This is a genomic window from Microcystis sp. M53603_WE2 (assembly GCF_030065435.1).
The window spans coordinates 1-3,024 of the sequence record NZ_JASJFF010000659.1; the positions used below are offsets into that span (position 1 = coordinate 1).

Genomic DNA, 3,024 nt, shown 5'->3' on the forward strand with positions numbered 1-3,024 from the left:
ATGACCATCGATACCGAGCATCCCTATTTAGAAATTCAAGGTCGTCACTCTCTCAAGGGTGAAGTCAAGATCAGTGGTGCCAAAAATGCCGCTCTAGTGATTATGGCGGGAGCTTTACTCTGCTCCGACGAGTGCCAGATTGGTAATGTACCTGCCCTGGCCGATATCGAGCGGATGAGTCAAATTCTCTCGGCTTTGGGCGTGCAAGTCCGTCGCACCGGAGATAGACTAGAGATTGATGGCAGAGACCTCCAACAAGCTCAAGCACCCTACGATCTCGTCTCCCAGTTGCGAGCCAGTTTTTTCGCCATCGGACCGATTTTAGCCCGTTTAGGAGAAGCAAAAGTTCCCCTCCCCGGCGGCTGCGCCATTGGGGCCAGACCAGTAGATCTGCACGTTAGAGGCCTACAGTCAATGGGTGCAGATGTATTAATCGATGGCGGCATGGTACACGCCCGCGTTAAGGGTAATGGTCGTCTGAAAGGGGCGAATATTTATCTGGATTATCCCAGTGTGGGAGCGACGGAAACCCTAATGATGGCGGCGACTTTAGCGTTCGGGGAAACCATTCTCGGTAATGCGGCCCAGGAGCCAGAGGTGATTGATTTAGCCGATTTTTGTGTTTCCATGGGGGCAAAAATTCGCGGTGCTGGGACCAATACAATTGTCATCGAGGGAGTTTCCCGTCTGCACAGTACCGATTACAGTATCATTCCCGATCGCATTGAAGCCGGGACTTTACTGATAGCTGGGGCGATTACCCACTCAGAAATTAGTCTTTATCCCGTGATTCCCAGCCATTTAGCTTCGGTAATTGCCAAACTGCACGAAATCGGTCCGGAAGTGGTGGAAGATGGTCCCAATCGTCTCCGGATTATCCCTAGAGACTTAAAAGCCACCGATATGGAAACCCTGCCCTATCCCGGTTTTCCCACGGATATGCAGGCCCAATTTATGGCTCTATTAACTTTAGCCGAGGGCAGTAGCGTGGTTAATGAGACGGTTTTTGAAAACCGTCTGCGTCATGTGGCCGAATTAAAGCGTCTGGGAGCAGATATCAAGGTCAAAGGAAATGTGGCTTTAGTGCGCGGTGTGCCTTTCCTCTCTGGAGCGCCGGTGATGGCCACGGATCTACGCGCTTCGGCAGCTTTGGTGGTGGCAGGATTGGCAGCCCAGGGGACTACTATTGTGCAGGGACTCCATCACCTCGATCGAGGTTACGATAATTTAGAGGGTAAATTAAGAGCATTAGGGGCAAATTTACGCCGGGTTGATCCTTTAGCCTTAGAATTGGCTACCCTGACCCAATCTTAATAGAAAAAGGGCGAAGCATTCGGGCAATAACCTATCGCTGAAACCGGAGATTTCCCATCCGAATGCTTCGCCCCTACAGATATTATCTGACTTTTTCACCGCCTATTCATCGGCTGTAAAATAACGCTCTAGAAAATCGAGAGCATGATTTCTTAAATCATAATATTCTTGAGTTTCTCGCATGGCGTGACGATCCCGGGGATGGGGAAAAGGCACTGTTAAAATCTCACCGATATTAGCATGGGGTCCATTGGTCATTAAAACAATGCGATCGGACATGAAAATTGCCTCATCTACATCATGGGTAATCATAATCACCGCTTGCCGGTGACTCTCCCAAATTTTCAGCACTTCCTGTTGTAATTTTCGCTTAGTTAAAGCATCTAAAGCCCCAAAAGGTTCATCCATCAATAGCATTTTCGGTCGAGTTACCAAAGCGCGAGCGATGCCCACCCGCTGCTTCATTCCGCCGGAGATTTCTTCGGGATATTTATCAGCAGCGGCCGTTAAATGCACCATAGCTAAATGTTCATTAACAAGGCTATTTTTTTCAACTTTACTAGCACTTTTAAGAACTTCATCCACCGCCAAGCGAATATTTTCTCGCACTGTCAACCAGGGTAAAAGAGAATAATGCTGAAAAACCATCATGCGGTCAGCCCCCGGTTTACGAATTAATTTTCCTTCTAAAGTGACCTGTCCCGAGGAGGCTTGTTCTAAACCGGCGATAATTTTTAAAAGCGTCGATTTGCCGCAACCGGAATGACCGATCACCGAAATGTATTCTTGGGAACCAATAGTCAGATTCACCCCATCAAGAACAACAAAATTACCGCCATCAGCCTTAGGATAAGCTTTAACGATATTTTTAATCTCTAAAAATTCCTCCCCGGAAAAGGAACTTGAGAGCGAGTTAGGAACAGAGGAGAATTGGGCCATAATAATTAATTATCCCTGCAAATAAAAGAATTGAGGTGAATTGGCGCGAATTTCAAAACTGTTGAGATAACCGACGAGATCGCTAGGATCAAAAGCTTTTTGATCGATAAAGTCCCCCGGCGGTACGACGTAATAATCCTCGCTGGGACAAACAATACCCATATCGTCGGCGATTTGACGGTATAAATCGGTTTTCCAAGCTTTTTTAGCTACTTCTTCCGCATTTTTGGGTATTTCAGCAATCTGTCCCCAGCGAGCGGCCTGGGTGATTAACCAAAGACTTTCGGATTGCCAGAGAAAGGTAGAATGATCGTGATCGGCTTTGGCAATATCTTTCGGCATGGCGAAAAAAATTGTCGTCGCTAGATCCTCAACCAGACGTTTTCGATCATCGAAACCCCCATAGTTGTAATCCCCAACGATGCCGGGGCGGGTAAATTGTGGTTTTGCCCCTGTAAACGAGCGCCCAGAAATGATCGTCGCTACTTCCTCTCGATTTTCAGGTCGATCGCAATACTGACAAGCTTCAATCATCGCTTTGACTAAAGAGCGATAGGTTTTCGGGTTTTCTTCGATAAAAGACTCCATCACCGCTAGAATGCGATCGGGGTGTCCTTGCCAGATTTCCCGTCCCTGGGCAAAGGTAAAACCGACCCCTTCGTTACCGGTAATCGCCCTAGTGTTCCAGGGTTCGGCCACCATATAAGCTTGCATTGTGCCAATACGCATATTGTTGACCATCTGCGGCGGCGGAATAATCAAAAGACGAAA

The 3,024-nt window shown here is 47.6% G+C and carries 3 protein-coding genes; 1 reads left to right on the top strand and 2 read right to left on the bottom strand.

Annotation, left to right across the window (positions count from 1 at the left end):
• A partial coding sequence (murA, locus tag PX481_RS14330; protein WP_002758620.1) for a UDP-N-acetylglucosamine 1-carboxyvinyltransferase occupies window positions 1–1,314 on the top strand: 1,314 nt, incomplete at its 5' end.
• Between the two features lie 102 nt (window positions 1,315–1,416).
• Here murA and PX481_RS14335 read toward each other — a convergent pair.
• Both PX481_RS14335 and PX481_RS14340 read right to left on the bottom strand, forming a co-directional pair.
• Window positions 1,417–2,253 (bottom strand): ABC transporter ATP-binding protein, encoded by an 837-nt coding sequence (locus PX481_RS14335; RefSeq protein WP_002758618.1) that lies wholly within the window; start codon window positions 2,251–2,253, stop codon window positions 1,417–1,419.
• Window positions 2,254–2,262: 9 nt separating this feature from the next.
• Window positions 2,263–3,024 (bottom strand): ABC transporter substrate-binding protein (locus tag PX481_RS14340; RefSeq protein ID WP_288094805.1); only part of this gene is annotated, 762 nt, incomplete at its 5' end.

Coding starts and splice junctions, on each gene's coding strand:
- PX481_RS14335 (WP_002758618.1), bottom strand. CDS start 2,253: ATGGCCCAATTCTCCTCTGTTCCTAACTCGCTCTCAAGTTCCTTTTCC.